Source organism: Flavobacterium piscis (assembly GCF_001686925.1).
Classification (GTDB): Bacteria; Bacteroidota; Bacteroidia; order Flavobacteriales; family Flavobacteriaceae; genus Flavobacterium; species Flavobacterium piscis.
Window position 1 is genome coordinate 89,537 of the sequence record NZ_LVEN01000013.1, and the last position, 26,257, is coordinate 115,793.

The 26,257-nt window shown below is 32.9% G+C and carries 22 protein-coding genes, 1 tRNA gene and 1 riboswitch; of the genes, 15 read left to right on the top strand and 8 right to left on the bottom strand.

The genetic code is table 11. The annotated features are described in order from the left end of the window. The first annotated feature begins 112 nt into the window (after positions 1-112). Positions 113-304, top strand: a riboswitch (cobalamin riboswitch). A gap of 320 nt (positions 305-624) precedes the next feature. Further along, positions 625-1,944, top strand: a complete 1,320-nt coding sequence (locus FLP_RS09065) for a DUF5074 domain-containing protein (protein WP_065449210.1) — start codon at positions 625-627, stop codon at positions 1,942-1,944. Between the two features lie 591 nt (positions 1,945-2,535). On the opposite strand, the gene FLP_RS09070 is transcribed toward FLP_RS09065, so the two are convergent. After that, positions 2,536-2,611 (bottom strand) — tRNA-Phe (locus tag FLP_RS09070). Between the two features lie 104 nt (positions 2,612-2,715). Between FLP_RS09070 and FLP_RS09075 the strand changes: the two genes are divergently transcribed. From FLP_RS09075 to FLP_RS09105, 7 genes are all read left to right on the top strand, one after another. Next, complete coding sequence (locus FLP_RS09075) at positions 2,716-3,447, top strand: type III pantothenate kinase (RefSeq protein ID WP_065449211.1); 732 nt, start codon at positions 2,716-2,718, stop codon at positions 3,445-3,447. Then, entirely contained in the window at positions 3,444-4,673 is a 1,230-nt protein-coding gene (gene bamG / locus FLP_RS09080) for a BamG family beta-barrel-assembly machinery protein (RefSeq protein ID WP_065449212.1), read from the top strand. The genes FLP_RS09075 and bamG overlap by 4 nt, the downstream gene beginning before the upstream one ends. Before the next feature lie 50 nt (positions 4,674-4,723). After that, positions 4,724-5,281 (top strand): LPS export ABC transporter periplasmic protein LptC, encoded by a 558-nt coding sequence (lptC, locus tag FLP_RS09085; protein WP_065449213.1) that lies wholly within the window; start codon positions 4,724-4,726, stop codon positions 5,279-5,281. A 2-nt stretch (positions 5,282-5,283) separates the two neighbouring features. Further along, positions 5,284-5,478, top strand: coding sequence for a hypothetical protein (locus tag FLP_RS09090; RefSeq protein WP_065449214.1), 195 nt, complete (start codon positions 5,284-5,286; stop codon positions 5,476-5,478). Positions 5,479-5,481: 3 nt separating this feature from the next. Next, the gene (locus FLP_RS09095; RefSeq protein ID WP_065449215.1) at positions 5,482-6,744 is read left to right on the top strand and encodes a hemolysin family protein; all 1,263 of its coding nucleotides are present in this window, start codon (positions 5,482-5,484) and stop codon (positions 6,742-6,744) included. A gap of 108 nt (positions 6,745-6,852) precedes the next feature. Continuing rightward, on the top strand, positions 6,853-8,952 hold the full coding sequence (locus tag FLP_RS09100; protein WP_065449216.1) for a peptidylprolyl isomerase: 2,100 nt from the start codon (positions 6,853-6,855) through the stop codon (positions 8,950-8,952). A gap of 279 nt (positions 8,953-9,231) precedes the next feature. After that, positions 9,232-9,648 carry a hypothetical protein gene (locus FLP_RS09105; RefSeq protein ID WP_243397590.1) on the top strand — a complete coding sequence of 139 codons (417 nt, stop codon included), beginning with the start codon at positions 9,232-9,234 and terminating at the stop codon, positions 9,646-9,648. 64 nt (positions 9,649-9,712) lie between these two features. Here FLP_RS09105 and FLP_RS09110 read toward each other — a convergent pair whose 3' ends face one another. Both FLP_RS09110 and FLP_RS09115 read right to left on the bottom strand, forming a co-directional pair. Next, positions 9,713-10,633: a GYDIA family GHMP kinase gene (locus FLP_RS09110; RefSeq protein WP_065449218.1), complete on the bottom strand. Its 921-nt coding sequence runs from the start codon at positions 10,631-10,633 to the stop codon at positions 9,713-9,715. Between the two features lie 101 nt (positions 10,634-10,734). After that, positions 10,735-12,048, bottom strand: coding sequence for a hydroxymethylglutaryl-CoA reductase, degradative (locus tag FLP_RS09115; protein WP_065449219.1), 1,314 nt, complete (start codon positions 12,046-12,048; stop codon positions 10,735-10,737). 183 nt (positions 12,049-12,231) lie between these two features. On the opposite strand from FLP_RS09115, the gene FLP_RS09120 reads away from it, so the two are divergent. The 7 genes from FLP_RS09120 to FLP_RS09150 all read left to right on the top strand — a co-directional run bounded on the left by FLP_RS09120 (position 12,232) and on the right by FLP_RS09150 (position 21,258). Continuing rightward, on the top strand, positions 12,232-14,403 hold the full coding sequence (locus FLP_RS09120; protein ID WP_065449220.1) for a S9 family peptidase: 2,172 nt from the start codon (positions 12,232-12,234) through the stop codon (positions 14,401-14,403). A gap of 36 nt (positions 14,404-14,439) precedes the next feature. Further along, on the top strand, positions 14,440-16,116 hold the full coding sequence (locus FLP_RS09125; RefSeq protein WP_065449221.1) for a peptide MFS transporter: 1,677 nt from the start codon (positions 14,440-14,442) through the stop codon (positions 16,114-16,116). A gap of 76 nt (positions 16,117-16,192) precedes the next feature. After that, positions 16,193-17,851, top strand: coding sequence for a peptide MFS transporter (locus FLP_RS09130; protein WP_065449222.1), 1,659 nt, complete (start codon positions 16,193-16,195; stop codon positions 17,849-17,851). Between the two features lie 15 nt (positions 17,852-17,866). Further along, the gene (locus FLP_RS09135) at positions 17,867-19,351 is read left to right on the top strand and encodes a peptide MFS transporter (protein WP_065449223.1); all 1,485 of its coding nucleotides are present in this window, start codon (positions 17,867-17,869) and stop codon (positions 19,349-19,351) included. Between the two features lie 52 nt (positions 19,352-19,403). Then, positions 19,404-19,871 (top strand): thioredoxin family protein, encoded by a 468-nt coding sequence (locus FLP_RS09140; RefSeq protein ID WP_065449224.1) that lies wholly within the window; start codon positions 19,404-19,406, stop codon positions 19,869-19,871. Between the two features lie 221 nt (positions 19,872-20,092). Then, positions 20,093-20,545, top strand: a complete 453-nt coding sequence (locus tag FLP_RS09145) for a hypothetical protein (protein ID WP_065449225.1) — start codon at positions 20,093-20,095, stop codon at positions 20,543-20,545. Between the two features lie 263 nt (positions 20,546-20,808). Further along, positions 20,809-21,258, top strand: a complete 450-nt coding sequence (locus tag FLP_RS09150) for a hypothetical protein (RefSeq protein ID WP_065449226.1) — start codon at positions 20,809-20,811, stop codon at positions 21,256-21,258. Positions 21,259-21,275: 17 nt separating this feature from the next. Here the strand turns inward: FLP_RS09150 and FLP_RS09155 are convergent, their stop codons facing one another. The 5 genes from FLP_RS09155 to surE all read right to left on the bottom strand — a co-directional run bounded on the left by FLP_RS09155 (position 21,276) and on the right by surE (position 26,088). Next, entirely contained in the window at positions 21,276-23,297 is a 2,022-nt protein-coding gene (locus tag FLP_RS09155) for a ComEC/Rec2 family competence protein (protein ID WP_065449227.1), read from the bottom strand. Positions 23,298-23,349: 52 nt separating this feature from the next. Further along, complete coding sequence (locus FLP_RS09160; RefSeq protein WP_065449228.1) at positions 23,350-23,847, bottom strand: C40 family peptidase; 498 nt, start codon at positions 23,845-23,847, stop codon at positions 23,350-23,352. A gap of 15 nt (positions 23,848-23,862) precedes the next feature. Next, the gene (gene lpxB, locus FLP_RS09165) at positions 23,863-24,975 is read right to left on the bottom strand and encodes a lipid-A-disaccharide synthase (RefSeq protein ID WP_065449229.1); all 1,113 of its coding nucleotides are present in this window, start codon (positions 24,973-24,975) and stop codon (positions 23,863-23,865) included. Between the two features lie 68 nt (positions 24,976-25,043). After that, positions 25,044-25,316, bottom strand: coding sequence for a hypothetical protein (locus FLP_RS09170; RefSeq protein WP_065449230.1), 273 nt, complete (start codon positions 25,314-25,316; stop codon positions 25,044-25,046). Then, positions 25,309-26,088 (bottom strand): 5'/3'-nucleotidase SurE, encoded by a 780-nt coding sequence (surE, locus tag FLP_RS09175; RefSeq protein WP_065449231.1) that lies wholly within the window; start codon positions 26,086-26,088, stop codon positions 25,309-25,311. Before surE ends, FLP_RS09170 begins: the two co-directional genes overlap by 8 nt. Positions 26,089-26,257 lie beyond the last annotated feature (169 nt).

Below are 26,257 nucleotides of genomic sequence, written 5' to 3' on the forward strand. Positions count from 1 at the left end.
GTAAATCAAAGCTTTAAAAATCGAATAAGCTATAGTTTGCTGCAATGCTCAAGGCCTTTAAAATAAAGAACTCTTGCTTTGTTACGAAAGAAAACACTAGTTTTGCAGCTCAAATTTTAGAACAGAAAATGGTTGTCGTATTGATACAATATTGACATTAAAAGGGAATTTGGTGTAAATCCAAAACTGTCCCGCAGCTGTAAGCTCATTAACTGAAACCCTTTAATACGTCACTTTTCATTTTGAAAGGGAAGGCTGGGTGTAGGGAGCAAGTCAGAAGACCTGCCATTTTTATAGTAATAAATAGCTTTCGGGGATTGAAGCTTGAATTAAGAACAATACATTTCACTTTGTGTGATCATGTATGGTTTAGTTATTCTATTCTCGTAAGCCAAAAATAGAGTTTATGAGATTTTTTTTCTGCAAATATGATATCGTCAAAACAATTTCCTTCGGAGTGTTTTTGTATTCGATTCATTTTTTTTCTTCATTAAAAAAATCATTAAAACGTATCGATGTACAAGATGTTTTGCTTTTACAAAAGTGTATTTATATAACTTTTGAAAGGGTAAATTGTATTTCGATTTAAAGATTTAAGTACTATAATTTTTTAAATATTTAATAATGAAAAACCAATTTTTTTCCAAACCTTTAATTGCAATCGCCTCTTTGATGCTGCTGACAGTTTCGTGTAATAATGATGATGATTTTACAGCGCCGCCTGTTATAAAAGGCGAACAGCAGCTAAAAGATACTTTGACCGTTGGAAAAGCACTAAAATTAAGCTCAAAATTAGCAGATAGAAAAAATGTTTCTTTTGAATGGGCTATAGACGGAAAAGTAGTAGGATCTGATTCTACCTATATCTTTAAACCGGAAACAAGAGGAGATTTTAAAATTACAATGATAGCCAAAAATGATGGCGGAAACGTAGCTCTTACTTATGATATTCATGCATGGGGAGCATATGAAAATGGTTTCTTTATGATCAACGAAGGATGGTTTGGTCACGGAACAGGAACGGTAGGGTTTTACAGATATGATACAAAAGCAGTAGAAGACAGTGTTTTTGTAAAAGTAAATCCGGATAAGGATTTAAAACCGGCAACATCTACACTAGAATTTGGAACGATCATTAATGAAAAACTATTTTTAGTTGCTAAAGTTGGTGGACCAGTGGTAGTTGCTGATGCTTATTCGCTTAAAGAAGAAAAAAGAATTGCGGCTAAAGGTGGAAACGACTGGCGTGCAGTAGTAGGTATTGATGAAAATCAGGCTCTTTTGACTTCGAGTAAAGGGATATTTAAGCTTAATCTTAATACAATGGAAGTGAGCGGACAAATTGATGGTATTACCGGTCAGGTAGGAGATATCGTGAAGTCTAACGGTTATGTTTTTGCATTGTCTGCTTCAAAAGGCGTGATTGTTATTAATGCTTCGACATTGGCGATCGAAAAAACGATTCCGGGTATGGTTTTAGGATTTGCAGTTACCGACGATAAAAAAGTATGGGCAGCAGGAGGTAAAAATCTTATCAGTATAGATTCAAATACTCTTGAAGTAAAAGAAATTCCATTAGGTTTTCAGGCTTACGGAAGCTGGGGAGCATGGCATCCGGGATCTATTACAGCGGCTAAAAATGATGTTTTTATTGCTAAAAACGGAAGTTTTAGTGGTGGTAAAGAAGTTTATAAATACACTGGAACTCCAGAGTCATTGACTGCGCCTTTTATTACATTAACAAATTCAAATATCTTATATGGTGCAGGAATTGGTTATGATCGAAAGAAAAATATTTTGGTATTAAATACATTAAATGAAGGTTTTGGCGTTAATTTCTCCATCAATAATCTTTATTTATTTAATGCTGATTCAGGAGTTAAAACAGCTTCGGTAAATTATTCAGGATATTATTTCCCTGCAGTTTCTGTATTTCATCAATAATTTTTTGCAGGTGATTTAATTGCGAAAAAATTTAACCGCAAGGAACGCTAAGATTTACGCAAGGGTTCGCAAAGTTTTATTATAAAGCTTTGCGAACCTTTTTTTGCAATATTTGTAACAGTCAACGGTTTTAACCGTTGAGACGCAATATTGGCAAGATTCATTAGGCTTTTTAAGGAAAGATCGCAAAAGAAAATACGCATTCATAAAGTTTTATTATAAAGCTTTGCGAATCTTTTTTTGTGTATTATCACGTGTCCCGTGGTTGAAACCACGGGCTATATTCGAAATGCAACAGCATGTAAGAGTAGAAATTAATGCTAGAATTTTTTAGTACAATATAAACATAGCCAACGGTTTTAACCGTTGGGACACAATATTGGTAAAATTCAATAGGCTTTTTATCGCGGTCAAAAACTAAAAAAAAACACAAAGTTCGCAAAGCTTTTTATCGTAAAGCTTTGCGAACTTTGCGTTTTCTCAACATAACGTTAGGTAAAAAAAACTTAGTGACCTTTGCGGTAAAAAAAAATAGCGGTAAAGTCAGGAAAGTGTTAAAAACAAAAAACCCGAATATTGCTATTCGGGATTTGGTGGTACCTCCAGGGATCGAACCAGGGACACATGGATTTTCAGTCCATTGCTCTACCATCTGAGCTAAGGTACCGTCTTGTGCTCAATGCGGGTGCAAATATAGAATCATTTTTCGTTTATCCAAAACATTTTTTTAAAAAAATCAATTCGTATCTTCGCAATGGTAAAGAAATAAATATGATTTTAACAATTGATGTGGGTAATACTCGAATTAAAGCGGCTGTTTTTGAGGAGAGTACTGTTCTTGAAAACTTTGTTTTTGAGAAAAATGAGCTTGAAGAAAAAATTAAAAAAATTTTAAAAAAATTTTCGAACTGCTCCGATTTGGTTGTTGCATCAGTCGGAAAAATCGAAAAAGAATCTTTTTTGACTTTCGAAAAAGAGCTGAATATTCATTTTTTTACTCATGAAGATGTTTTTCCTTTCGTAAATAAATATGCGACCCCAAAAACTTTAGGAATTGACAGAATGATTTTGGCTTCCGGAGCTACTTTGCAGTTTCCTAAACAAAACAGGTTAGTGATAGATGCAGGAACTTGTATTACCTACGATTTTATCGACGAAAATGATAATTATCTGGGTGGAGCAATTTCTCCGGGTTTACGATTGCGATATGAGGCGTTGCATCACTACACAGCCAAGTTGCCTTTGCTGGCTTTTGAAACGCCTGAAAACTATATAGGAAACTCAACAAAACAGGCCATTCATTCCGGAGTTGTAAATGGGTTCGTCTATGAGATTGATGGTTTTATCGATGAATATCGTGCAAACTTTTCAAATTTTATAATAATTTTAACGGGAGGCGATGCAGTTTTTTTGGCTAAACGATTAAAAAATACCATATTTGCCAATTCAAATTTTCTTTTAGAAAGTTTGAACCAAACATTTCAATATAAAAATCGACAATGATTAAAAAAATTATAGTAAGCGCTTGTTTGCTTATCTCGTTCGTTTCATTTGCTCAACAGGGTGCATCTCCTTATTCTTTCTTCGGAATTGGGGATGTTAGATTTAAAGGAACTCTTGAAAATAGGTCTATGGCTGGAGTTTCTGTAGAGCAGGATAGTATCCATTTGAATATTGAAAATCCGGCAAGTTATGCTAGTTTAAGACAAACTACTTTTACCGTTGGAGGAACTTTTGGAAGTGCAAAACTAAAAACTACTGAAGAATCTGCAAAATCACAAAAATCTACTTTTGATTATTTGGCATTGGGAATCCCAATGGGAAAATTTGGTGCAGCGTTTGGTTTGGTTCCTGTAACTTCTGTTGACTATAGAATCTTAAATAACCAGACTGCCATACCAGACGGGACAAGTTCTCAACTTCAGGGGAAAGGCGGCGTGAATAAAGTATTTTTAGGTTTAGGATACAAAATTACACCTAAGTGGAATATTGGAACTGATGTACAATATAATTTTGGTAAAATTACCACTACAACTATTGAGCTTGCTACTGGAGTTCAAAATGGCACCAGCGAAACTAATGCTTCTGAGTTGTCAGGGGTGAGTTTTAATATTGGTACAATGTATCAAACAAAAATCAATAAAAAATTAAGCGTATTTACTAGTTTAGCGTATACTTTTGCAAGTACTCTAAATTCAAATAGTACCAGAGTTATTGCGGTAGATGGAGATCCGGATCCTTATCAGGCTCCTGCACAGGAAGATAAATTAAAACTGCCTAATAAAATTACAATTGGTGCAGGTATTGGTCAGGCAAGAAAATGGTTAGTAGGGACTACACTTGCTTTTCAGGGTAACGGAGAGCTTGCCAATTATTATAATGCCGCTCCTAACGTAAGTTACGAAAAATATCAAAAGTATGCAGTAGGTGGATATTTTATTCCTAACTATGCTTCTTTTACAAGTTATTTAAGCAGAATTACTTATAGAGCCGGATTGAAATATGAGAAACTTGGTCTGGTTGTTAATAACGAATCAATCAATGATGTTGGAATGTCTTTAGGGGCTGGAATTCCAATTGGTGGCGGAACTTTTTCAAACGTAAATGTTGGAATTGAATATGGTAAAAGAGGAACAACATCTGCGGCTTTGGTTCAGGAGAATTATTTCAACTTTAGTTTGAGTTTTTCTTTCAACGACAGATGGTTTGTAAAAACTAAATTCAATTAAGCGTAAAAATTGTGTTTTTATAAGCTCGTACAATTTACTACATTTGGCAAATGAATTTACCAAAAAGATATATTATAGCGGTTGTCACAGTTTTTACTGTGACACTGTTTTTTGGATGCGAAAGTAATTTTAAAGAAGTTCAAAAAATTAACTTCTCAGAATTTGTTCCGGGGAGTGATGCTGATACTGTAAATATAAAATATACAGATTCAGGACTTATTACCGGAGTTTTGAAAAGTCCAAAAATGCTGGATTACTCTAATTTGGATTTTCCTTTTACCGAGTTTCCAAAAGGAATTGATGTTACTTTATACGATAAAAAACAAAAGCGTACTTTTATAGTGTCTAATTATGCCGTTTCATATAAATTAACCGGTATAATAGATTTGCAGGGAAAGGTTAAGATTACTTCAGAAACCGGGCAGATGCTTGAAACGGAGCAGTTGTATTTTGATCAGAAAAACGAATGGTTTTACACCGAAAGAAAATTTAAGCTTACAGATGCTAAAGGTGTTTCTTACGGTCAGGGAATTGATTTTAGTAAAGACTTTAAAGTGATTAATTCGCAGCGTGTTAGCGGTGAATTTGAATCAGACGAAAAATTATAATTATGGGTTACTTAAAATATACACAATACGTTTACATAGCATTTGCAGTTTACTTCATCTATGATGGGTTTACAAAAATAAACGAAGGAAATGATACCGCTACTTTAAGCTTTTTAATTGCTGGTATGGCTATATTTATGTTTTTCTTCAGAAGAAAGTTTGTCAAGAAATTTGATGAACGTAACAAAAAACAGTAAAAAATGGAAATTAGTATTATAATACTATGTTTAATACTATCAGCCTTTTTTTCAGGAATGGAAATAGCTTTTATTTCTTCGAATAAAATTTATCTTGAAATCGAAAAAAAACAAGATAATTTTTTATCCCAAATTCTAACCAAACTTACAGAAAATCCGTCAAAATTTATTGCTGCAATGCTTATTGGTAACAATGTAGCATTGGTAGTTTATGGGTTTTATATGGGAGATTTAATTCTAAAATGTATTGGCAATTTAGGATTTCATTTTTCTAATTTAACGAGTTTACTGGTTCAGACGGTAATTTCTACTTTTGTAGTTTTAATAACGGCAGAATTTTTCCCGAAAGTTTTTTTTCAGATTTATGCCAATTCATTAATTAAGATTTTTGCGATTCCTGCCTATTTGTTTTACAGGTTGTTTTATTATATTTCTACTTTTTTTATCTGGATTTCGGATTTTGTATTGCGAAAATTTTTTAAAACAGAAGGCGATCAGGTTCAGTTGTATTTTAGTAAAATTGAGCTTGGAAATTACATCACAGAACAAATGAATTCTGTTGAAGATGATGAAGAAGTCGATTCGGAAATTCAGATTTTTCAGAACGCATTAGAGTTTTCCGGCGTAAAAGCACGTGATATTATGACGCCTCGTACAGAAATAGTCGACATCGATTTATTTGATAGTATTGATGATCTAAAGGCTTTATTTATTGAGACAGGCTACTCTAAAATTGTAGTCAGTCAAAATTCGCTGGATGATATTGTAGGTTATGTGCATTCATTTGATTTGTTTAAGAAACCTAAAACAATAAAATCAGTTTTAATGACGGTTGAATTTGTGCCGGAAACGATTTTGATAAAAGACGCTTTGAATTTGTTGATTAAAAAACGAAAAAACGTTGCTGTTGTTTTAGATGAATATGGAGGAACTTCCGGGATAATAACGATAGAAGATATAGTCGAAGAACTTTTTGGAGAAATCGAAGACGAACATGATTCAGAGGAAGAAGAATTAATTGAAAAAGAGTTAGGTGAGGGTAAGTATTTGTTCTCGACCAGATTAGATGTTGAGTATCTTAATGAAACATATAAGTTGGGTATTCCTGAAGAAGATTCTTACGGAACATTAGGTGGCTTTATTGTTAATTCTACCAAAGAAATCCCTCAAAAAGGCGAAGAAATAGTGATTGACAGCTATCATTTCGTGATTGAAGAAGCCACAAATAAGAAAATTGAATTGGTCAAATTGACAATAAAAGAGTGATTTTTTAAATTAATAAAAAAAAATGTTGAAAATAAAACGCTAGTTGTATTGTTATTAACTAGATAATTGTATTTTCGCAAACTGAATATAAAATTAACGATAATAAAAATGGCAGTTTTAGCAAAAATTAGACAGCGTTCCGCTTTATTGATAGGAGTTATTGCACTTGCATTATTTGCATTTATAATACAAGATCTATTCACTAGAGGGAGTTTCGGTCAAAGTTCAAAGGATGTGGGAAGCATCGATGGAAAAGATATTTCATTTGAAGACTTTAGAGTTAAAGTTAGTAATGTTGAAAAAAGTGGGCAAGGAATTACTTCCACTGAAGCTGCAAACAGAGTTTGGGATCAAGAAGTTTCAATCGCATTATTATCTTCTCAGTTTGATAAATTAGGATTAAGAGTAGGTGAGAAACACTTGCTTGAAGTTTTAAAATCAGATCCAAACATTGGTAAAAATCCAATGTTCCTAAATGCTGCTGGTGCTTTTGATGTAGCGAAATTTAAAGAATACTTTAAAGCTAATCCTGAAGCGGCACAATTCATTTCTGAAAAAGAAAAAGATGCTGAATTAAATGCAAAATTCCAAATCTACAGCACATTAGTAAAAGCGGGTCTTTATACTACTGTAAGCGAAGGAAAATTGAAATATGAAATGGAAGCTAACAAAGTAAACTTTGCTTATGCTGCTGCATTATATTCTTCGATTAAAGATAGCGAAGTAAAAATTTCTGATTCAGAAATTGTAGATTATATGAAGAAAAACGAGAAAAAATTCAAAGCGGATGCAACTCGTGAAATTCAATACGTTTTAGTAGAAGACAAAGCTTCAAAAGAAGATGAGGCTGAAATCAAAACTAAAATCACTGCTTTATTAAACGGTAGAGTAGAGTATAACGCAAAAACAGGTAAAAATGATACTTTGCCAGGTTTTAGAAATGCTACAAACATTGCTGAATTTGTAAACTCAAATTCTGATGTTCCTTACGATTCTACTTACGTTCCTAAAAATGCTTTACCGGCTGTTGATGCTGATAAATTATTCAGCTTACCTGCAGGAGCAATTTACGGACCATATGTTTACGGAAGATATTATGCTATTTCTAAATCTTTAGGATTTAAAGCTGGTGTTAACGCAAAAGCAAGTCATATCTTAATTGGTTACGAAGGATCTCAAACTCCAAACCAAAAAGAAAAAAGAACTAAAGAAGAAGCTAAAGCTAAAGCAGAAGAAATTTTGGCTCAGGTTCAGGCAAATCCGGATAGTTTCATGATGTTGGCTTTTACAAGTTCTGATGATTCATCTGCCCAACAAGGTGGTGATTTAGGATATTTTGGTCCAAACCAAATGGTAAAACCATTCAATGATTTTGTATTCAATAACGGAATTGGAAAAGTTGGTTTAGTTGAAACTCCTTTTGGATTTCACATTATCAAAATTACTGATAAACAAGACGGAATTCGTTTAGCAACTATTGCTCAAAAAATTGAGCCTTCTGAAGCTACTTCTGATAAAGTATTTACATTAGCGACTAAATTCGAAATGGATGCTGCTAATAAAGATTTTAATGCTACAGCAAAAGAGTTAGGTTTAAAAGTAGCTCCTCCTGTAACTGCAAAAGCTATGGATGAAGCGTTTGGTCCTTTAGGAAACCAACGTAACATTATCAGATGGGCTTATGACAAAGAAACTAGTGTTGGAGATGTAAAACGTTTTGAGATCGCTAATATTGGTCACGTAATTGCTCAATACAAAAGCGAAAACAAATCAGGTTTAGTATCTGTAACAGTAGCAAGACCATACGTTGAGTCTATCTTGAAAAACAAGAAAAAAGCTGAAATGCTAAAAGATAAAATGAAAGGTTCTACTATCGAGGCAATTGCTAAAAGCGCTGGTGTAGCAGTTCAACAAGCAGCAAATGTTACTATGGATAATCCGGTTTTACCTGGTGGAGTTGGACAAGAGCCTAAAGTTGTTGGTAATGCATTTGCATTAACAGCAAACAAAATTTCTGCTCCAATCGAAGGAAATACAGGAGTATATGTTGTAAAAAACATTAGTACTATAAAAGCGCCTGCTGCTGCAAATCACGCAGAATATGTAGCGAAAGTGAAAGCTCAAAGCGCATCTGATGCAAGCAGAATTTTGCCTGCATTGAAAGCTAACGCTAAAATTGAAGATAACAGATTGCAATTTAATTACTAGTCTTTAGTAAATAAAGGTTTCAATATAAAACCCGAAACGTTCTTAATGAATGTTTCGGGTTTTTCTTTTATATGAATAGTGTTTTTTGTAATAATTATCACCTCATTTTTCTTAAGTTATATAGGAATAATAGAAATGTAAGTGAAAAGTTTGTGATATTCAAAATATTACAGTTAATTTGTTCCGATTTTTATGTTAACAATTTTTTGTTAATCTAAAGGTTGTTAAATAAAAATTACAAAAGGATAATGATCAAGTACTTTAATAATCAAGCATTTAATGTTTATGTTTAATTTGTTGAAAAGAAGGCCCAGAGTCTATTCTAAAATTGAAAATCACATTTTTGGAATAATTACAGAGCTTTTGAAACTGAGCAGTACTGATATCAATAGTGATGAACTGGGAGGTAAGTATTATTTGAGTAATGAAGAGCAGCATTTTAAAGTTACGATTATGAGTAACGATTATGTGATCAGGCTTACCAATACTCGTGATTCTGTTGCTGAAAAATATGATAAAGCTTTTGTTGAAGATGTTTTGAAAGCCGTGAAGGAGGAGAAACATCGCAGGATGGAAGTTGTGTATGATTCTATTAATAACAGTATCGAAAAAATGGCAGAACGTTTACACAATACTTTGATAGAATCAAACGAACTGGAAACTCAAAAAGTCCGACATCTGGAGAAGACATCGTAAAAAAAAAAAAGTAAACGAATAGTTTACTTTTTTTGCTTTTATGTCGGTTATAGATAATTATTTTTTATTGCTGTAATATCATTTCATCATAAGTAAGAATGGTTTCGTATCCTTTTGAAATGAAATAATCTTTTGGATCTTCTTTTGCAATTGCCATTACAAAATCGCCGCCCCAAGCGCCAAGACTTTTAACAACACCTTTAAAATCCGGAAAAGCAACTTCTTTTATAGTACGTATTTCTAGAATGTCACTCATGTGAATTTCATGCTTTTCTACTGCAATAGCAAATTCTTTTACTGTTTTAGCATTTAGAATAGTATCGGTGATTTTATTATTGTCAATGATATTATGGGCTAAATGTTGGTTTTTATTGTTGTAATACGCACTAATGGCTGCTTTGCTATTTTGTTTTTTATTAAGGTAAACAAAATAGATGTTTTGCGTAAAATCAGGATTAAAATGTACTGTTTCTACGACAGGTAAATTTTGTTCAATGCGATATACAATTGGAGTATCGTTTTGTGCACAGGCGATATCATAACCGCTTCCGCCAAAACTATTTTTTAAGAGCGTAAAAGCATCGATATTGGTCCATTGTGCAATATTATTTAATAATGTGGAAGAAGTCCCAAGTCCCCATTTTTTGGGAAATGTAAGGTTGGTGCTGATTTTGTATCCTTCTGAATTATTGATGAAATCAGGATTTAAAAGATACGCTTCATTTAAAATCTGCAGTAACGTTGTTTTTACTGTTTCGATTTTTGCATCAACTTTGTTTGTTATTTCAGAAAATGAAATCGTGTCCTGATACCAGATGTTTTCGTCAAAATCATAGCTTTCCCATTGAATTTCCTGGTTTGAGCCATTTTCTACAATTAAATTTTGTCCAAATTTTGTGGGTAATGCAAAAGCTCTGGCGCCATCTAAAACTAAATATTCGCCTGTAATCAGGAGTTTTCCGTTACTATAAAAAGTTGTTTTCATTCTCTATTTTTAAAATAAATTCCAATATTTTAAATTCCAAATTCCAATTAGCAATGGGATTTGGAATTTTAGTCGAAAGCTGTAATATTTGGAATTTTTGTTTATTTTCTTATAGTTTCGATAAATTCTACAACGGCGCTATGAGATACGGCGTTTTTCTTAAAATGAGATTTAATTAAACGACGCTCTTCTTCGGTAGCTTCAAATTGGTTGATGATGTTGTTTAAGTGCATTTTCATATGGCCTTCCTGAATTCCGGTTGTAGTTAGTGAGCGCAATGCGGCAAAGTTTTGTGCCAAACCGGCAACAGCAACAATTTGCATTAATTCTTTTGCAGATGGTTTTTCGAGTATATCAAAACACAGTTTCACCAAAGGATGTAAAGAAGTTAATCCACCAACAGTTCCTAAAGCTAAAGGAATTTCAAGCCAGAAAGTAAAAATTCCGTTCTCGATTTTGGCATGAGATAAACTGGCGTACTGACCATTTTTTGAAGCGTAGGCATGAACTCCGGCTTCAACAGCTCTAAAATCATTTCCGGTCGCGAGAATTACCGCATCAACTCCGTTCATGATCCCTTTGTTGTGGGTTACGGCTCTAAAAGGTTCGACTTCGGCAATTTGCACCGCTTGTAAAAAACGTTCTGCAAATTCTTGCGGATTGGGTATATGTTTTTCTGTTAAGTCTTCAATAGGGCAGGAAACTTCTGCTCTAACAATACAATTCGGAACATAGTTGGATAAAATACTCATAACTACTTTTAAATGTTCATCTTCTGAAAATAAATCAGAATCTTGAAATTCTTCCTTTAAAGTAGTAGCAAATTGTTCCAGACAAGAATTGATGAAGTTGGCACCCATACTGTCTTTGGTCTCAAAAGTAGCGTGAAGCTGAAAGTAATGCTCTAATAAGCTTCTTTTGTCTTTTAGTTTAATATCTAAAATTCCTCCGCCACGTTGTTGCATGTTTTTGGTAATGCTTTGTGTGTCAGAGAAAAATTTTGATTTTATCTGATCAAAGAATGAATGTAATTTTTCTGCGTCCCCGTTGAAAGTAAAATGAACCTGACCAATTTTTTCGGTATCAATTACAGTTGATTTAAATCCTCCTCGGGTTGACCAGTATTTTGCTGCTTTTGAGGCTGCTGCAACCACGGAACTCTCCTCAATTGCCATTGGAATGGTTTTGTATTTTCCGTTGATTAAAAAATTAGGAGCAACTCCAAGTGGAATATAAAGGTTTGTAATGGTGTTTTCGATGAATTCGTCATGCAACTGCTGCAGCTTTTCGTCTGAATTCCAGTAATTTCTTATAATAGTTAGTGCTTCTTCAGGGCTTGAAAAATAGGTATTGGCGATCCAGTTTATTTTTTCTTTTTTGGATAATTTAGAAAATCCGGCAACGGCGTTGTTCATTCTCAGTATTTTAAATAATAATGTCGCGGCAAAGATACCATTTTAAGAGTTTTGTTTGTAATGTATTTCAAATTTGAAAAGGACGCAAACGTTATTTTTTTTAACATTTAACAGTTGAAATGTGTATTATGTTCATTTTTTTTACTAAAATTGGGCTCTTTTTTATATTTAAAATAATTCTCAATGAATACGAGTAAAATTACTGTAATACTTTTATTTTTAGTGGCTACTGTTTTTGGTCAACAAAAAATTACTGTCGAAGATATTTATAGCGGAGCATTTCGTGCAAAAGGAATGGATGAGTTGCAATCACTAAAGAATACAGACCAGTACACAGTTTTAAATGTAGACCAGGCGAGTAGAAGTATGCAGATTGATTTGTATGATTTTGCTACCCTAAAAAAAGTATCGAACTTAATTGATACTAAAAATCATAAGGAACTTGCTGAAGGAATTGATAGCTATACTTTTGATGCTTCTGAAAAAAAGATCCTAATTGCTTGTAATACAAATAAAATCTTTCGCCACTCTTTTACAGCAGACTATTTTTTATACGATATAACAACAAAATCACTAACGAAACTTTTTGATTTTCAGGTTCAGGAACCAACTTTTTCGCCTGACGGAACTAAAATTGCTTATGCAAAAGAAAATAATCTTTATGTATATGATGTAGCTTCAAAAAAATCTACAGCCGTTACAAGCGATGGAAAGAAAAACGCCATCATTAATGGTATTACGGATTGGGTTTATGAAGAAGAATTTGCTTTTGTACGGGCTTTTGACTGGAGTAAAGACAGTAAAAAACTAGCTTACATTCGTTTTGATGAAAGCCAGGTGCCGGAATTTTCGATGTCGATGTTCCATAAAGATTTATATCCCAATATCGAAACATTCAAATATCCTAAAGCAGGAGAGAAAAACTCAGTAGTTTCATTACATATATATGATGCAGCCGCAAATAGTACTAAAAAAGTAGCATTAGATAATTATAATGACTTTTATATTGCAAGGTTGCAATGGACAAATGATAACAATGTATTGTCGGCTCAGGTTTTAAACCGCCACCAGGATAATCTTGATTTACTGTTTGTTGACGGAACTACAGCTGCTGCAAAAGTGGTTCTAAATGAAAAAGACAAAGCGTATGTTGATGTTACAGATAATTTGACTTTCTTAAAAGATAACAGTTTTATCTGGACAAGCGAAAAAGACGGTTTTAATCATATCTATTTGTATGATAAAACAGGAAAACTTAAAAATCAGGTTACAAAAGGAAACTGGGAAGTAGTATCTTACTACGGTTTCGACGAAAAAAACAAAACTATTTTCTACCAATCTACAGAAAATGGTTCTATCAACAGAGATATCTACAGAATTGGTTTAGACGGAAAAAGCAAATTACGCTTAACAGCAAAAGTGGGAACAAGTACAGCTACTTTTAGCCCTAACTTCCAATTTTTTATTAATACTTTCTCAAGTGCCTCTCAGCCTACGACTTATACTTTAAATGAGTCTAAAACAGGAAAAGAAATTCAGGTTATCGAAAACAATCAGGCTCTGGCGGCCAAATTGAAAAACTATAATTTACCAGCAAAGGAATTTTTTGTTTTAAAAACAGCTAAAGGAAACGAATTGAATGCCTGGATTTTGAAACCAAAAGATTTTGATCCTTCAAAAAAATATCCTGTTTTCATGTACCAGTATTCTGGTCCTGGATCCCAGCAGGTAAATAACGATTGGAATAATTCTGATGATTATTGGTTTGCTTCGCTAACACAACAAGGTTATATTGTGGCTTGTGTTGATGGAAGAGGAACTGGTTTTAAAGGTGCTGATTTCAAAAAAGTTACTCAAAAAGAATTAGGAAAATACGAAGTTCAGGATCAAATCGATGCAGCTAAAGTAATTGGAGCTTATCCTTATGTTGATGCTGCAAGAATTGGAATCTTCGGATGGAGTTACGGTGGATTTATGGCTTCGAACTGTATTTTTCAAGGAAACGATGTCTTTAAAATGGCGATTGCAGTTGCTCCGGTAACCAACTGGCGTTTTTATGACAGTGTTTATACCGAAAGATACATGCAGACTCCTCAGGAAAATGCAAGCGGATACGATCAAAACTCGCCAATAAATCACGTTAGTAAATTAAAAGGTAAGTTTTTACTGATTCACGGATCAGGTGATGACAACGTTCATGTGCAGAACTCTATGCAAATGATGGAAGCGTTAATTCAGGCCAATAAACAATTTGATTCTCAGATATATCCGGATAAAAATCATGGTATTTATGGCGGTGCAACGAGAATTCAGCTTTATAATAAAATGACTAACTTTATCAAAGAAAATTTATAATCTAAAACTTTAAACCTTAATCAAATAATAAATAATATGGGAGAAACTCAAGTAAAAACTGCGCATCCAAAAGGACTTTGGGTATTGTTTGGAACGGAGATGTGGGAGCGATTCAACTTTTATGGAATGCGGGCTTTATTAACTTTATTTCTTGTGAATTCACTATTGATGAAGGAAGAAGAAGCATCTTTAATTTATGGAGGTTTCCTTGGACTTTGTTATTTGACGCCAATGTTGGGAGGTTTTGTAGCCGATCGTTTTTTGGGTAACAGAAACTGTATCCTTTTAGGAGGATTATTAATGGCAATTGGACAAATGCTATTATTTACAAGTGGTAGTGTTTTTGAAGCAAATTTGCCTTTAGCTAAAATCATCATGTACTCTGCCTTAGGAGTTATTGTTTTTGGTAACGGATTCTTCAAACCAAATATTTCCAGTATGGTGGGAAGTTTGTATCCTAAACAGGAAAAAACAAAATTAGATAGTGCATTTACTATTTTCTATATGGGAATTAACATCGGAGCTTTTTTAGGTCAGTCTATTTGTCCTTTATTAGGAGATGTAAAAGATAGTGGCGGAATTAGAGATATCCATGCTTTTAGATGGGGATTCATGGCGGCTTCTATTGCAATGTTATTAGGTACGTTACTTTTTTACTTTTTGAAAAATAAATATGTGGTTTCTCCTGAAGGAAAACCATTAGGAGGTTTGCCTTCTAAAAACGATGCTTCTGATTTTGAAGAAGGAGAAGCGCAAAAAGCTAATTTTTCTAACAAAGCTTTGGCTATTGCCGGAATTGCATTTGTAGCTTTAGGATTCTTTTTTCACTATGTAGTAGAACAAAACTTAATTTATACCCTGATTTACTCAAGTGGTTTATCATTGGCCGGATTAATTATTTCAGATACTTCTTTGACAAAAATAGAAAGAGACAGAATTATTGTAATTTATATCGTTTCGTTCTTTATTATTTTCTTTTGGGCGGCTTTTGAACAAGCAGGTTCATCATTAACTTTTATTGCAGATAACCAAACCGATAGAAATTTCTTTGGCTGGTTAATGCCGCCTTCAATGGTTCAAATTTTCAACGGATTATTTGTGGTGATTTTAGCAGTACCTTTCAGTATTCTTTGGGATACTTTAAGAGCTAAAGATAAAGAGCCAATTTCTCCTGTAAAATTAGCTGTAGGTTTAGTGGTAATTTCTATTAGTTTCTTCATGATTGCTACTCAGGTTTCTTATATCGGAACTTCGGGACTATTATTAGTGAAATGGCTTATTCTATTGTATTTCTTAAATACATGTGCTGAGTTATGTTTGTCTCCAATTGGTTTATCATTGGTGGGTAAATTATCTCCAAAACGTTTTTCTTCTTTATTGTACGGAGTATTCTTTTTGTCGAATGCGTCAGGTTATGCTTTAGGAGGAACTTTAGGTTCTATCTTACCGGCTACTGGTGATAAATTTGCAAAAGCAAAAGAATTAGGAATCGATCTTCAGGCAGTTTTAGATAATAAAATTACGCCAACTGCAGAGCAAATAGCTTTATTAGATCAACATCAGATTAGTGCTCACAATCACTTTTTTGCCGGTTTCGAAATTCATAACTTATATGAATTCTTTATGGTATTTGTGGTTCTTACAGGTATCGCAGCAATTATATTATTTGCTTTGACTCCATTCTTGAAAAAGATGATGCACGGTGTTCGATAAATAGTACTAATGATATATGAAAATTACCTACAGGTTTAGGCTTGTAGGTAATTTTAATTTTAAAGAGATTACAGCTATGTGGAAAAAACACCCAAAAGCACTTCCTTATTTGTTTTTATCTGAAATGTGGGAGCGTTTTGGTTATTATTTAATGATCGGGATTTTTACTTTATATTTAAAAGATGTAAAGGATGGATTTTCAATGACCGAGAAAGAAGCTTCTGATTTATACGGAACTTTTATAGCTTTAGTTTTTTTAACACCTTTTATTGGAGGACTTGTTGCTGATAGGTATTTGGGCTACAAAAAATCTATTGTTTTTGGCGGAATTTTAATGGGTATTGGATACTTCTTAATGGGAGTGCATGATATTACAGTGCTTTACATCGCCATGACTCTGGTAATTGTGGGTAATGGTTTTTTTAAACCTAATATTTCTACATTATTAGGAAGTTTTTATTCTAAAGAAGAGTATAAAGATAAAAAAGACGAAGGCTACAATATTTTCTATATGGGAATCAATGTTGGGGCTTTTATTTGTAATTTCTTTGGTGCTGCCTTGCAGATTCTTTTAGGATGGCATTGGGCTTTTATGGCTGCCGGTGTCGGGATGTTTATAGGTGTTATAGTGTTTTTATTAGGTACAAAACATTATGTAGGATACGATCAGAAAAAAGGAGTGCAGGAAGGCGATATGCCGTTCTATAAAATTATCCTGTTTATCTTGTTGCCTTCTTTTGTTTTCGGAGCTATTGGCTGGTTGATAAAAGGTGTTGCTTCAGAAACTAATTTAGACAGTTATATCTTTGGTTCAGATAGTACAGATGCTTTTATTTTTGCCTGTATTCCGATAGTTTTCTTTTACGGGTCACTTTATTTTAAGGCTAAAGTAGAAGATAAACGACCAATTGGAGCTTTATTGGCTATTTTTGGAGTCGTAATTTTATTTTGGGCCGTTTTTAAACTTAATGGTTCGGCACTTACTACCTGGGCTGATCGTTATACGGACAGAGAAGTAACCGGAACTGCTGGTCAGTTTGTAGGTAAACTAAAATTAGCCAAAGAAGTAGAATATAAAAAAGTATCAACTGAGGTATATGATGAACAATTTCGTTTGCAAAAAGTAAATGGAGTGGTAGAAACAGAAGTAAATTACCCACTATATTTTAGAAATGTTGCTCCTGAAAAATTACCTGCAGAAGGTGCGAAAGTGCATCTTTGGGCAACCAATTTAAGTCAATCTATAAATCCTGCCTGGGTAATTATACTAACGCCTTTGATTGTTGCATTTTTCTCTTTTTTACGATCCAGAAAAAAAGAACCCTCAACACCTACAAAAATTGCTTTTGGTTTGCTAATTTCGGCACTGTCTGTTTTGGTAATGGTCGCTGCTGTACAAATTGGTCATGACGGAGCAGAAAAAGTGAGTGCCTGGTGGCTGGTAGCAAATTACGGAATCATAACAATCGGAGAATTATTTTTAAGTCCGATGGGCTTGTCGGTAGTATCTAAATTAAGTCCGGTAAATATTACTTCCTTAATGATGGGAGGTTGGTTTTTGTCAACTTCTATAGGTAATAAGTTAAGTGGAGTTTTGGCGAGTATGTGGGATACGTACGACAACAAAGCCAACTTTTTTTGGGTTAATTTTGCATTGTTAATGTTTGCAACGGTACTGATGTTTGTTTTGGTAAAGCAGCTTAACAAGGTGATGAAAGAAAGAGGAATCAATTAAATTATTTATAAATAAATGGAGCAGAAGATCACTTTAGAGGAAATTCAAAATTTTAAAGGCAATTACCCAAAACAATTGTGGTATTTGTTTTTTGTTGAGATGTGGGAGCGTTTTTGTTTTTACGGAATGCGCGGTGTTCTTGTGATTTTTATGGTAGATCAGCTTTTTTTGAAAGAAGATCATGCCAGTGAACAATATGGGGCTATTCAGGCTTTTGTATATGCCTTTACTTTTATTGGAGGTATTTTTGCAGATAAAGTGCTGGGTTTCAAAAAGTCATTGTTTTTTGGAGGAATCGTAATGATTTTAGGGAATCTTTTGATTGCCGTTGCGCCTCATGATTTCTTTTATTACGGAATTGCTTTTTCGATTATTGGAACAGGTTTCTTTAAACCCAATGTTTCTTCGATGGTAGGAGAATTGTATCACGAAAACGACGGACGAAGAGATGCCGGTTACGGAATGTTCTATGCGGGAATAAATGTTGGAGGACTTTTTGGTGGTGCGTTATGCGTTTATTTAGGGAAATTTTATTCTTGGCAATTGTGCTTTTTATCAGCGGCAATTGTGATGTTTTTAGGATTAATTACCTTTTTGTTTACTAAAAAACATTTAGGACCAATTGGAGATTCTCCATTATTGCATTTAGAGAAAAATAAAAGAAGAATCAGGGAAATTGCGGTATATGCTTTGTCTATTTTGAGTTTGCCTTTTATTTTTATAATGGTAAAGAATACTAAATATACAGATTATTTCATGTATACTATTGGTACAATTGCCGTTTTATATTTTGCCTATGAATTGTTTAAATTAGCAGATGCTAAATTACAAAAGAAGCTTTTTGCAGCTTTTCTGTTTGTGTTTTTCTATTTCTTGTTTAATTCTATTTACGAACAAAGTGGCGGCTCATTGTCGCTTTTTGCAAAAGATAATCTGAATGATCAATTGCTGTTTTTTACTATTGATCCCAATGTTGTTAATAATAGTTCCAATACATTTTTTGTAGTGGTTTTAAGTCCGCTTATTGGATTATTATGGATATGGCTTGGAAAACGAAAAATTGAACCGAATACTTTAATTAAATTCGGAATTGGATTTTTATTTCTTGCAGCTTCATTCTATATTTTCTATCTAACGAAATTCTTTGCAAATTCTAAGGGAATTGCTTCTTTGAATGTATTTACTTTTGCTTATTTAATAACCACTATTGGTGAGCTTTGTTTAGGACCAATCGGAATGTCTATTATTACAAAATTGTCTCCAAAAAGACTTTTTGGTATGATGATGGGATTATGGTTTCTGGCAAGTGCTTTTGGTCAATTGGCTGCAGGTAAACTGGGAGCGCAGATTTCGAGATCTAATACGGGAGATACTTTAGTCTCTAAACTGCAATCGTATACAGAAGGATATTATCAATTGGCTATATATTCGCTAGTTGCAGGATTGATTTTATTGGCAATTTCTCCTTTTATCAGGAAATTAATGCAGGAAGTAAAATAGACTTATATACGGATTCATTTTTTGTTTAAATTTGTCAAAAATTAAAAAGACCATGAAAAAAATATTTTTAATAACCTTGTTTTTAGTTGGTGCATTTGCAGTGCAGGCGCAAGAATTAAAATGGTATACTGATGTAAGAGAGGCAATTACTGTAAGTAATAAAGAACAAAAGCCAATGTTGATGTTTTTTACGGGAAGTGATTGGTGTGGTTGGTGTATTCGTTTGCAGACTGAAGTTTTAAAAACACCGGAATTTACTAAATGGGCTAAAGATAATGTCATTTTAGTGGAGCTGGACTATCCTAGAAGAACACCGCAAGCGCCGGAAATTAAAAATCAGAATAACGAATTGCAACAAGCTTTCGGGATTCAGGGATTTCCGACCATTTATTTTACAAGTGCTGAAGCCAAAGATGGTAAAGTAAATTTTAAAGGATTGGGACAAACAGGATATGTTGCCGGCGGACCATCTGCCTGGTTAACAGTTGCTGAAGGAATTGTTCATCCAAAAAAATCTTAAAAACTACATACTCTATAATAGTATAGAAACTCCTTACGTTTGCGTAAGGAGTTTTTTTTGTTTGGTAAGAAAAGTATTCATTTGTTTTAGAGTATTTTGACACTTTGATATTTTATTATGTGTAAAAAAACATATAATGTATTTTTTGTATTAATAAAAATTGGAAAATTAAAATAATATGTTAATTTCGTCATGCTATACTAACCAAAACCAATTAGATTATGACTAAAAAATTACTTATCCTACTATTTTTTTTAGGTTCATTTTTTCTGCAAGCACAAAATTTAGTTTGGAGAACAAACATGACTGATGCAATTGCTATAAGTAATGACCTAAGAAGACCAATGTTAATTTTATTCACTGCCTCAGGTGTACCCGAAAATCTTCAGAATGAAATTTTTAAAACTCCGGATTTTGCAGTTTGGTCCCGTGATAATGTTGTTCTTGTAAAACTTGACCTGTCAGACTCTGCTATTGATCAAAGTGATAAAGAGCAGAATATCAAATTAAAAAATGCATTTGGTGTACAGGAATTGCCTGAAGTATGTTTTGCAAGTGCTTCAATCCGAAAAAATAAAACAACTTTTAGCGCTTTAGGAAAAATTGCCTATAAACCAGGTGGTGCAAAAGCATGGATAGCAGAATCAAATGCAATTTTGCATCCTAGCGAATAAATTAAATTTAAATTAAGTTTCTTAGTTTAATTTGTAGATTCCCTTTTCGTTTTTTAAACGAAAAGGGATATTTTTTTTTACGAGCTTTTTTGCTGTTAATCAGTAGTTTGTTAATTAAACTCCTGTTTTTTATGAAACCAACAAAAAAATAATGATTTATTAGTGATTGCGTATTTTTAATTAATTACGCTCGTATTCTATATGTTTTTTATATCGTTTATGTTAAATTAGTGAAATAAATTTAATTTAAACTTGGATTAGATATGAAGCAAAAACTACTTATTTTTTTATTTATTTTGGGTTCCTCGTTTTTACATTCACAAAATTTAGTTTGGAAAACAAATATGATTGATGCCCTTAAAATGTGTGATGAGCAAAGAAAACCGCTTTTGATTTTCTTTACATCATCGGGAACTTCGCAGAGTATTCAGAACGAAGTTTTTGCAACACGTGATTTTTTAGATTGGTCCAATAAAAATATCATTTTGCTAAAACTTGATTTGTCTGATGCGACCTTATCTCCAGAAGACAGAGAACAAAATGTTAAGCTAAAGGAAGCTTTGGGGATTGAGGAATTGCCAAAAGTTTGCCTGGCTACAGCATCTATCAGAAAGAACAAGCCCATGATTAACAAACTGGGTTTGCTTGATTACAATTTTGGTGGGGCAAAAAAATGGATATCGGATGCTAAGATGATATTAAACGGAGAATAAACTCGTTTAATTTTATTCTAATTTAATTTATAATATCCTTTTTCGCTCGTTGCGTGAAAAGGGATATTTCTTTTGAGACAAGTATATTTCCATGTTTTCTGGATCGAATATGAATTTGATGCATCGGCGATTATTATTTTTGGATGTAGATCTTCTAATATTCGATCTAAATTTATTTTAGGCGATTGGGTAAGAATCAAGATATCAGGTTGAATCCTGGTTTCATAAATTCCGGAGCTGTCTATTATGGATATTTTTTTTCCATTAAAATATAAGACGTTTTTAATTTTATTGGTTGATGATAATTTTCCAAAATTTCCAACTAAATAAGCATTGAGAATGCTGTTTTTCGATAGAGTATCATTTGTAAAAAGTGTAATTTTCTTTCCTGTTCTTTCAGAAAGAAGTGTATTTTTCTTGGTGTTATAAACAATCAATTCGTTTGTGTTTTCGATTTCTTTTTTGGTGTAGATAAAAGATAGCTGCAGCAGAACTATCGTAATTAATAAAAAAGCAAATTGATTGTAATTGGGCTTTTTATTCCAGACGATTGCCGAAATAATGAAAATATAAAAAGTAAGGAGATAATAAAAGTTGAAACTGATATCTCGTATTACGAACCATTCAAACGAAGCTACAATATGAATCGTTTTGTTTAATAGGTAAATACTTTTTTCGAAAATTTCTATGATGATAGCGGGAGGAGACATGAAAATCGCGAGAATCATTACTATAATTCCAGCGATCATTATAAAAGATAAAATTGGAATAATAACAATATTGGTAACGAAAAATAATCCCGGAAATTGATGAAAATAATACAAGCACAAAGGCAAAGTACCAATTTGTGCGGCAAACGAAACCGTTAATGCATTCCAGATTGTTGTTTGAATTTTATGTTTTGGAGTCCAGATTTGTTTTAATAATGGTTGCAGCCAAACAATAAAAAACAAAGCAAGATAGCTTAACTGAAAACCAACATCAAATAAAAAATAGGGTTCACAAAGTAATATTAGTAACATTGAGACCAGTAAGGTATGGTAAATACTTCCGCTTCGGCGTAAATGGTTTCCTATTGCTAAAAAGGAAAACATCACAACAGAACGTAAAACAGATGGCGATAACCCTGAAATTATGGCAAAAGCGCCTAAGGATAATAAAATCGAAATTAATTTTATCAGAGAACCTTTTCGGGTATTTGGAATTGGTTTTAAAATAAAATTGATAAAAAGCATTATAAAGCCTACATGTAATCCTGAAACCGATAATATGTGTGTCGCTCCGGAATACTGATAATCCTGAATAATTTCAGAGGAAATATCTTGTTGTTGCCCTAAAATAAGTGCGAGAGCAACATTCATTTCTTCATTGTTAAAATTGGCTTTTTCAAGATTACGAACGATACGCGAATGCAGTCGGCCGGAATAATACCAAATGTCTTTTTTAGGGTTTTTATTAATAGTGATTTCTGTTTTGTTCGTATAGATCTGCGCGTAAATTTGCTTATCTGCCAGATATTTACCGTAGTCAAATTGGTTGGGATTTTTGTTTGAACTATTTTGTTGTAAAACTGTTTTTACTTTGATTACATTTCCAATAATCAGATTTTTAAGGCTGTCTTTTTGAATGTTGACAATGATTTTACCGGAATAATTTCCCCCATCAATATTGTTTATTATCGCAATAAACCTATCATTGTAAGCATTACTTTTTAGTTTTTCCCGTAAAGTGAAGGTGATAATTTGCGGAGTTTCAAATGCTTTTTTGCAATGAATGTAATTAGATTTTTGAAGGGAATTAGTATGAAGAAGCAAGGTTAAAATTCCAATAGCAAACGAAATAAAATAAGTATTGATTCCAAAAAAAGTAGTGAACCTTTTATTTCTTTTGATAAGAAAATACAAGATCGTAAACACAATTATTGCAACTATAAATACTGAAAAAGCAATATCTAATGACGGCTTACAATAATAACAAAACAAAATACCAAAAAGAAACCAAATCGTAATTTTGGTTAACGGGAAATCTAATACTTTCATGGTTTAAAAGTATTAAATATTTGTAAGAAAAAAGATATATTTTATTTATTTGTTATTCAATAACTCTATTGATTTGTACAAATGAATTTTGATAGTACGCTTCTTTTGTAGAAGAAATTATAACTCCTTTTGAAGTTGAAGAGTGAACGAACTTAATTTCATTTGAATTAACTTCGGTAATCAGGCCAACGTGGTTAATTTGTCTGCTTTTATTGGTTTTAAAAAAAATTAAATCGCCCTTTTGAGCATCATTAACTTTAATTATTTTTCCAATTTTTGCTTGTTCATAAGAGGGTCTTGGCAACTTGATATTTTCTGATTCAAAAGTAGTAAATACTAATCCTGAACAATCGTAACCATTTTTTGTAGTGCCGCCGGCTTTGTATTTTACACCAATATTATCTGTCGCTTTCCTGATCAGATTATTAACTACATATCTGTTTTCTTTTTTGTTTTCGGTCTTCGATTCTTTTTTGCTCACAGCAGTTGATGTCGATTTACAAGAAACAAAAAAGACGACTAAAAGAAATATGAGAAGTATTTTTTTCAAACCAAAAATCTTTAATTATTTCAAATCAGCTACAATAAGTTTTGCTGTTTTTTTACTTGCGCCAACTCCGCCCAATTTTTGCTCCAGAATATCATAATTCTGAAGTATTTTTTCGCGATAAGTTGGTTCTAATAATTTTTGCAACTCTTCTTTAATACGTTTTGTATTGCATTCGCTCTGAATCAATTCGGTTACAACTTCCTGATCCATAATTAAATTCACAAGAGAAATGTATTTTAAAGTAATAATGCGTTTCGCAATTTGGTAAGAGATGGAGCTTCCTTTATAACACACTACTTCCGGAACTTTAAAAAGAGCCGTTTCCAAAGTTGCTGTTCCTGAAGTTACCAAAGCCGCAGTTGAAGAACGAAGCAAATCATAAGTTCTATTCGAAACAAATGCGATGTTTTTGTTTTTTATAAATTGCTGGTAAAACTCATAATCCTGACTTGGCGCGCCTGCAATTACAAATTCATAATCCTGAAAATCATCCACAACGCTTAGCATAACGCTTAGCATTTTAGTGATTTCCTGTTTTCGGCTTCCGGGTAAAACAGCAATGATGCGTTTTTCGCCCAATTGGTTTTCTTTTCTAAAAGTAGCTTCATCAAAAGCAGGCTGATTCTGGATAGCATCAATTAAAGGATGTCCCACAAAATCTACCGGAAAATGATGTTTGTCTTCGTAAAAGCTTTTTTCGAAAGGCAAAATCACAAACATTTTATCAACGTCTTCTTTGATCGCTTTGATACGGTTTTCTTTCCAGGCCCAAATTTGGGGCGAAATATAATAATGAGTTTTATAATTTAATGCTTTTGCCCATTTTGCAATTCGCATATTAAACCCGGGATAATCAATAAAAATTAAAACATCAGGCTGAAATTCTAAGATGTCTTTTTTGCAAATTTTGATATTGTTTAAAATGGTTTTTAAATTAAAAATTACTTCAACAAAACCCATAAAAGCCAATTCACGATAGTGCTTTACTAAAGTTCCGCCTGCTTTTTGCATTAAGTCACCTCCCCAAAATCTAATGTCGGCCTGAGGATCTTCCTCGTATAAAGCTTTCATTAAATTTGAACCGTGTAGATCTCCGGAAGCTTCACCTGCTATTATGTAGTATTTCATATGGATTTTATTAAAAGTGTGTTTCAATTTTTAAACACAACATTTTTTTTGCAAGGCAAAGATAAGATTTAAATAAATAAAGTAGAAATGGCCAACACAATAACGGCGAGAACAACACCTCTTGCTTTTAGTTCTTCGTTTCTTTTTAACAGAATCCAAAAAACAGCAAGATCTAAAACCGTTCCTATAGTAATTACTTTTCCTAAATAACCTTCTTTTTTTATGGTATGAATTCCCGTTGCAAAATCGAATTTTGTAAAAAAAGTAACAAACAAATAACTTCCGAGTAATGCTGTGAAAATTCCGACGATAAAACCAATAAGTAAGTCTTTTTTATTCATTTAAATTCCAGGTATTAAGTTGTTGCATAGAATGATGAGCCGTTAAGTCAAACTGAACAGGAACTACAGATATGTAACCGTTTTCTAAAGCCCATTCATCTGTGTCTTCTCCCTGATCTTCATTAGTAAATTTGCCTGTAAGCCAGTAATAATCTTTTCCAAAAGGAGTTTGTCGTTTGTCGAATTTTTGTGCATAATACGCTTTCGCCTGACGACAAATTTTTATTCCTTTAATTTCGTTCTCTTTTAATTTTGGGAAATTAACGTTTAAAACGACACCCGGAGGCAATTTATTTTTGAGGGTTTCTAAAGTTATTTTTTTAACGAATGATTTTATTTGTTCAAAATCGGCATTCCAGTCAAAGTCTAATAAGGAGAATCCAATAGCCTGAATTCCCTCTATACCCGCCTCGACAGCAGCGCTCATAGTCCCGGAATAAATAACATTTATAGAAGAATTTGTTCCGTGATTAATTCCTGAAACGCAAAGATCCGGTTTTCTTTTTAAAATTTCATTTACGGCCAGTTTTACACAGTCAACAGGAGTTCCGGAGCAGCTATATTCTGTTATAATATCTTCTTCTTTCGAAATTTTGTCAAGAAATAAAGTATTGTTTATGGTAATGGCGTGACCCATTGCGCTTTGAGGCTTGTCTGGTGCTACTACTATAACGTCTCCAATGGTTTCCATAACGCTGATTAAAGCCCTAATTCCCGGTGCAAGAATTCCGTCATCATTGGTGACTAATATTAAAGGTTTTTCATTTTCCATGCTGTGGTTCTTATCTCAATTTATCAAAATTAAAGCTTGTAAAAGCAAATGTAGTAACTGATTTTGGTAGAATACTAACAAATAAGCAAAAATTATAAACTTAATTCAAGAAGACTTTTGAGGTTCAAACATTTTTATATCTTTAACAAAAAATTATAGCGAACTTGGC